This is a genomic window from Hydrogenobacter sp. (assembly GCA_041287335.1).
GTDB lineage: Bacteria > Aquificota > Aquificia > Aquificales > Aquificaceae > Hydrogenobacter.
The window spans coordinates 1-6,431 of record JBEULM010000015.1; the positions used below are offsets into that span (position 1 = coordinate 1).

Below are 6,431 nucleotides of genomic sequence, written 5' to 3' on the forward strand. Positions count from 1 at the left end.
GTATCTTTTGAGCGTTGAGCTGATCTATCTCCCTTTTGATCTGTTCTCTCTCCGACGAGAGCCTATAGTAATAAATACCTGTTAAGATGACGCACAGCCACAGAATGGCGGAAAGGTAGTAAACGCTTGCCTCTCTTTTTATAGGAATACCTATTTTTGGTAATCCTACAGCAGGCTTTATCTCTTTTTCCAGTAACCTCTTCCCTTCCCTTTCTTTTGCGAGATTTATCTTTATCATCCCTCCATACCTCTTATACTTAAGGTATACGGAATAAAGAAGTTAGGCTTTATGCTTTCTATGTCAAGGAGACCAAGTATGGGTAGATTTTCAAGAACTCTTGTGAGAAGACTCTCTTCTGAGAGTATGGGACCTGCTATATAAACACTTGAAAGATCGTTTATGACCACTATGTTTCTCACCTCGGCAAAAAAGTTCTCTAAGGATTGTTCATCTTTTTTGTTAAGGTATTCAGTATAGCTCCAGGGTATGACAAAGTACGATACGTTTATTGGTGAGTAAGTTACCAACAGTGCATACCCATAATCTACGTAAAGTACCGAAAAAGGAACGGGCAGCTCGTTATACAGACCATAGTTCACTATAGTTATAACTTCATAATCCAGTATTCTCAATTTCATGCCTGCAGATTCTACGATCTTTTTGAGGTTATTTATGGCTTCCTCTCTGGCAAGGGTCAAAAGCATGATCACATTTTTGCTCTCTTTACTTTTCTCAAGTATATAGTAGTCGTAAAGAGTACCTTCCTTTATCATAGACAGCTCTCTTTTTATAGCCCAATCTATGGCATGCTGAAGATCCTTCTGGCTCATAGTAACAGGGTATTTGTAAAACTTCAAAAGCCCATCATTTACAGACAGGCATGATATAACATCTCTTCCTTTAAGGTTGTATCTGTCCACATAAGTTTTGAGTATATTTATCTTTTCACTATCGCTTTTGCCTTCCCATATGACTTCCACAGGCTCAAAAACGGGCTTCTTTTCCTGATTTAGATCCAGAATTCTCAGTACCTTCTCAGTTATTTGCAAAGATAAGGACACCTTTACTTTTCTTAAGGTGGGAAGTTTTATCTTGGGTAAGGTCAGTTTCATATGACAACCCCCCTGCTTTTTTCTTCGGCTTTTGTCACTACCAACATGGTCTTTAGAACAGAATCGGGATTCAGTGATATGCTGTCTATACCCTCTTCAACAAGAAAAGCAGCAAATTCGGGAAAGTCGGACGGTCCCTGTCCGCATATACCTACCTTCCTTCCTCTATCTTTTGCTACCTTAATAAGTTGGGATATGAGCCTCTTTACTGCCTCGTTTCTCTCATCATACAGATGTGCCACCAAAGCCGAATCTCTGTCTAATCCTAAGGTAAGTTGAGTAAGGTCGTTAGATCCTATGGAAAAGCCATCAAATATTTCAGCAAATTTATCTGCGAGGAGTATATTACTTGGAAGCTCAGCCATCACGTATACTTCCAAGCCGTTATCCCCCCTTCTTAACTTGAACTCCTCCATCACCTTAAGCACCCTTTGTCCCTCCTCGGGTGTTCTGCAAAAGGGTATCATAACCTTGGTGTTTGTGAGTCCCATCTTATTGCGTACTCTGAGGATCGCCTGGCATTCAAGTCCAAAGGCTTCTTTGTATGTGTCCGAATAGTATCTGGAGGCTCCCCTCCATCCGAGCATGGGATTTTCCTCTTCTGGTTCAAAAAGCTCTCCTCCTATTAAACCTCTGTACTCGTTGGACTTAAAATCAGAAAACCTTACTATAACGGGGTTTGGATAGAAGGCGGAAGATATTTTTGCTATCCCGTAAGAGAGTTTTTTTACAAAGTACTGGGCTTTATCTTCGTAGCCAAAAGTTAAGTTTTCAATGTCCTCTACGATCCTTTTGAGGGGTACGGGCTTTCTATCTTTGCCTTTTACGAGCTTTTCCAGTAAGGGGCTCTTGGCGTAGTTTTGAATGGCTGACATGAGACAGTAACCCTTTTCGTCAACAAGACCTTCCTTTTCCAGTTTTACGAGAAGATCTTTTAATTCCTCATAGTGAAGAAGTGCCAGCGGATGTATCTTTATGTAGTTGGCTATTATAAACTCCTCTCTGGCTAATCCTACTCCGTCATTTGGTATGAAGGAATATTTAAAAGCTGATTCTGGATTACCGACATTCATCATAATTTTGGTTTTAGGTCTTGGTAGGTTTTCAAGATTTATTTCTTCTATCTCAAAGGGTACGTACCCTTCATAGACGTATCCTATTTCACCCTCCGCACATGATACAGTCACTTCCATACCGCTCTTTAATAACTCAGTAGCTTTGTGCGTTCCTACCACCGCAGGTATACCGAGTTCCCTTGCCACTATAGCCGCATGTGCGGTTCTTCCTCCCCTGTTGGTGATTATGGCGGATGCCTTCTTCATTATAGGTTCCCAATCCGGATCCGTTATATCTGTTACAAGCACCTCACCTTCTTGGAACTTGCCCGCATCCTTAAGGTCATATATTACTCTAACTCTGCCGGTGGCTATCTTATCTCCCACAGCTATGCCGTAAACTACTCTTCTCTTTTCTCTCTTTTCAACGGGTTCTGAAAATTTGTAAACCTTGAGTATGCGTTCTTCTTTCCTTGAATGTACAGTTTCCGGTCTTGCCTGAACAACGAAAAGCTCGTTTAATATGCCATCCTTTGCCCACTCTATATCCATGGGTGTCCATCTTCCGTTCTTCTTTGAGTAATGTTCCTCTATAAGGACGCCCCACTTGGCAAGCTTGAGTATTTCGTCATCCATTAAAGCGAACTGTTTTTGTTCCGATAGCGGTACGTTCACGATCTTTGTCCTCTCACCTCCTACACCGTAGATCATCTTTCTGTCCTTGCGTCCTAGCTTCTTTTCTATTATTGCGGAATAACCTGCCTGTAGAGTTGGTTTAAAAACCATGTATTCATCCGGAGTTATAGCACCCTGAACCATGAGTTCACCAAGCCCGTAAGCTGCATTTATTACAACAACATCTTTAAATCCCGACTCCGTATCAAGTGTGAACATAACACCTGACGCACCCATATCGGACCTCACCATTTTCTGCACACCCATAGCTATGCCTATCTTGAAGTGATCAAAGCCGAAGGATTCCCTGTAGGATATCGCTCTGTCAGTAAAGAGGGAGGCAAAGCCGTTCTTTATGGCTGTAAGTACATTTTCCGCACCGACCACATTGAGATATGTCTCCTGTTGACCAGCAAAAGATGCATGAGGCAGGTCCTCAGCTGTTGCAGATGAGCGTACAGCCACATCCACAGCAAAAGATCCATACCTTTCGGATAGTTTTCCGTAGTACTTTTTTATGAGTTCCTCAAGTTCTGTGGGGAACTCACCGCCTCTTATGAGTTCCCTGATCTGGTGTCCTCTTCTGGCGAGATCCTCAATGTTACCAGTGTCAAGCCCCTTTAAGACATTTCTTATTTCATCTTCCAGTTTGTTATATTTTACAAATTCGTAATAAGCTTCTGAAGTGACCACAAAGCCGTATGGTATGTTTATCCCAAGAGAAGAAAGATTCCTTATCATTTCCCCTAATGACGCATTTTTACCACCCACAAGGGGTATATCTTCAATACTAACCTCATCAAGCCAAACTAAGTAGCGCTTAGCCATCTTTATACCTCCTCATAAACTAACATGTTAAAGTCAGCAAAACGATTAAAGAGTTTTTTTACATTTAAAAGTAGAGCTAATCTGTTTCTTCTTAGGTTCTCTTCTTTGTCCATAACAAGGACAGTGTCAAAAAACTTATCTATGCTTTCTTTGAGAGGATGAAGATCCAATATGTCCTGAGCTTTAGTACTGAGATCCTTCACTTTCTCCCACAGGTCCACCTCTTCCTTCTCCTTTAAAGCTCCCTCGTCAACCACGCTATCCTCCCACTCCTTGGGAAGTATTCTCACCACCCTTCTGTAAGCATTTGCTATATCTTTAAATTTCTGCTCATCTTTCAAATTGGCAATTCTTTTAACCATCTGTATGCACCTTAATGGTTTTAAAGGATCATGAACTTCAAAAACAGCTCTAACAACGTCGTAACCGTAAGGTTCAAGGTAAGCAAATAGTCTGTTACTTAAGAAAGCTTCCACGTCCTTATCCACACTTTTGTAAAACTTTCCTATAAGCTCCCTAAGATCAAGATCCCACAGAGTATCCTCAAGTAGGGAAAATATGCCGTAAGTATGCCTTCTCAATCCGTATGGATCCGAGCTTCCTGAGGGGATCTCACCTGCTTTTATCAGCGTTACGGTACTGTCTATCTTATCCGCTAAGGAAAGTACCTTCCCTACGATGCTTGAGGGAAACGGATCAGAGGGAGATTTAGGAAGATAATGTTCGTATATGGCGGAAGCTACATCTTCATCTTCACCTTGCTCTTTTGCATACACGTATCCCATATACCCCTGAAGCTCGTCAAACTCCTTTACCATGTTAGTGAGAATATCGGCTTTTGAAAGATAGGCAGCCCTTTTTATCTTTTCCAACAAGCCTGTGTCAAGACCTAAACTTTTTGCTATCTCTTCAGAAATAGTCATAATCCTTTGAGTTTTCTCAAGCATACTCCCCACCTTAGGGTGAAAAACTACCTGAGAGAGTTTGTCAACGAGATGCTCAAGCTTAGTTTTCATATCCTCTCTATAAAAGAAAAGAGCATCTTCAAGCCTTGCCTTTATTACTTTTTCGTAACCTTTAACTATTAAGCCATTCTTGGGAATATTCCCGCTTATAGCTACAAATCTGGGGAGAAGTTTCCCTTCTTTTTTTACACAGAAAAATCTTTGATGGTGTGCCAAAACGGTAACTATAACTCTTTCGGGAAGTTCCAAGTACTTTTCGTCAAACTTACCTACGACTGCAAAGGGAAACTCTACCAAATTAGCCACCTCTTCCTCAAGCCCTTGTGGATACTCAGGAATACCGCCAAGACCATAGCTTTCCTCTTTGAGAAAACTTAAGATCATACCGAGTCTCTCTTTGAAGCCCGGTACTACGTAGTTTTCCTTTAGTTTTTCTTCATATTCGGATGCATCCCTCAGTTCTATCCATTCCTCAGACATAAATCTGTGTCCCTTTGTCTTATTTCCAGCTTTCAACTTCCCTAAGCTCAAAGGTACTATTTCTTGACCGTAAAGCGCACATATCCATCTTATGGGTCTTGAAAACTTCACACCCGTTTTATCCCATCTCATACTTTTGGGGAGCGGTGCAGAAAGTAAAATCTCCTCAAACCTTTCAGATAAAAGATCAAGGGGTTTTTTGCCTTCGTAGGTTTTTCTTACTGCTACATACTCAGCCTCACCTTTGTGTATTTTTATCAGCTCTTTTTCGGAGGAGTTTGTCCTTTGAAGAAACCCTAAAATAGCTTTTGTGGGTTTACCTTCTGTATCGTAAGCCACACTCACGGGAGGTCCAACGATCACCTCTTCACGTGTCAGCGCTCTGTTTTCAAAGTTTTCGTAATAAAGCGCTAACCTCCTGGGAGTCCCATATATCTTTGTAGCCTTTCTTTCAAGTATGTTTCCTACAGCTTCCTTTAAATACTCAAGAAGCGGATTTATTACCTTTGCTGGAAGTTCTTCTGTCCCTATTTCTATGAGCAGATCCATTATCTTTCCTCCATCAGGAAGGCTGAAGCGAGATTGCCAAAGTAGGTACCTCTGGCAAGCTTTTCTACCTGTGAATATACAGCCTTAGCCTGATCCCCTCTTCCCATCTTTTCAAGTACTAAACCCTTCAGAATTTGGGCTGAATAATAATTGAAGTCATCACTTTTGACGCTCTCTAAAACTTCAAGGGCTTTCTGGTAATTCCCCACAGAAAAGTAGGCGTAAGCAAGTCTCTCCTTGTAAAGAGATACAAGTTCCTTATCTCTCAGGGAACTCAGTATCTCCTGAAGAAGTTTGATATCGTTACCTCCAACTTGTCCCTTCCTTTCTATATACAGCATATAAGAGAGAGCAAGGGGCGTATATGGAGAGCGCTCTTTTGCTACACTCTGTACGAGCTTTTCAGCTTTCTCATAATTTTCCGACTGTATTGCAAGCCTTATTTCGTAATCCTTATAAGAAATTTCCGAAAGCTTTTTGTCCTCCCACCATCGCCACGCGAAGAAAACACCAATCAAAAAAAATACCACTATTGCAAAAATGACTATCCTCACTAAGGAGTACCCCATTGTGAAAAAAATTATAGCCTATTTTTTGATATAATAGTAAAAGATAGTGAGGGGTGCTAAAAACCCCTTGATTTTTTGGCAACTGAATATGGTATGTGTTTTAAAAAGGAAAGGCAAGTCAAGGGTGTCATCTTGATGTCAAGATGCTTTTATGCGTTGATGACTTTATGACTTGATGACATACCATTTAAAAGCTT

5 protein-coding genes are annotated in these 6,431 nt (G+C 41.0%); all 5 read right to left on the minus strand.

Going from position 1 to position 6,431, the window contains the following annotated elements:
* On the minus strand, positions 1-238 hold a 238-nt coding region (locus tag ABWK04_01775; protein ID MEZ0360615.1), incomplete at its 3' end, for a hypothetical protein.
* Positions 235-1,113 carry a pilus assembly protein PilM gene (locus ABWK04_01780; GenBank protein MEZ0360616.1) on the minus strand — a complete coding sequence of 293 codons (879 nt, stop codon included), beginning with the start codon at positions 1,111-1,113 and terminating at the stop codon, positions 235-237. The genes ABWK04_01775 and ABWK04_01780, both read right to left, overlap by 4 nt.
* Positions 1,110-3,671: a pyruvate, water dikinase gene (gene ppsA / locus ABWK04_01785; protein MEZ0360617.1), complete on the minus strand. Its 2,562-nt coding sequence runs from the start codon at positions 3,669-3,671 to the stop codon at positions 1,110-1,112. Before ppsA ends, ABWK04_01780 begins: the two co-directional genes overlap by 4 nt.
* A 2-nt stretch (positions 3,672-3,673) precedes the next feature.
* Entirely contained in the window at positions 3,674-5,665 is a 1,992-nt protein-coding gene (gene glyS / locus ABWK04_01790) for a glycine--tRNA ligase subunit beta (GenBank protein MEZ0360618.1), read from the minus strand.
* Positions 5,665-6,234, minus strand: a complete 570-nt coding sequence (locus tag ABWK04_01795) for a tetratricopeptide repeat protein (protein ID MEZ0360619.1) — start codon at positions 6,232-6,234, stop codon at positions 5,665-5,667. Before ABWK04_01795 ends, glyS begins: the two co-directional genes overlap by 1 nt.
* Positions 6,235-6,431 lie beyond the last annotated feature (197 nt).

Bases quoted from the DNA above. Each gene is read 5' to 3' on its own strand.
- ABWK04_01795 (MEZ0360619.1), bottom strand. From the start codon at position 6,234: ATGGGGTACTCCTTAGTGAGGATAGTCATTTTTGCAATAGTGGTATTT.
- ppsA (MEZ0360617.1), bottom strand. From the start codon at position 3,671: ATGGCTAAGCGCTACTTAGTTTGGCTTGATGAGGTTAGTATTGAAGAT.
- glyS (MEZ0360618.1), bottom strand. From the start codon at position 5,665: ATGGATCTGCTCATAGAAATAGGGACAGAAGAACTTCCAGCAAAGGTA.
- ABWK04_01780 (MEZ0360616.1), bottom strand. From the start codon at position 1,113: ATGAAACTGACCTTACCCAAGATAAAACTTCCCACCTTAAGAAAAGTA.